Source organism: Staphylococcus gallinarum (genome assembly GCF_000875895.1).
GTDB lineage: Bacteria > Bacillota > Bacilli > Staphylococcales > Staphylococcaceae > Staphylococcus > Staphylococcus gallinarum.
This window is the reverse complement of the sequence record NZ_JXCF01000120.1, coordinates 1-241: the sequence shown is the minus strand read 5'-3', so window position 1 is coordinate 241 and position 241 is coordinate 1. Positions and strand designations below refer to the sequence as shown.

Sequence of the window (241 nt, the reverse complement as noted above, 5' to 3'; positions counted from 1 at the left end):
GATGAAAATCTTGAAGAAATATTCTTTAATATAACAAAAGGGGGTAGATAGTATGAGTTTATTAAAAGCTGAGGCTTTAAAGTTCAAAAATACTACTGCTATGTATATATTATTTTTATCCCCTTTGTTTTTTTTAGCATTCGCATTATTTACTGCTTTATTTGCTCAAAGCAGTCCTAACCAACATGATTTATCTCCATTCTTATCTCTATTATTTAATTTGTGGCCATATTTTGTCATG

The 241-nt window shown here is 28.2% G+C and carries 1 pseudogene; it reads left to right on the top strand.

From position 1 onward, the window contains the following. Positions 1–52 precede the first annotated feature (52 nt). Positions 53–241, top strand: a pseudogene (locus tag SH09_RS13705) (lantibiotic immunity ABC transporter MutE/EpiE family permease subunit); the annotation flags it as partial.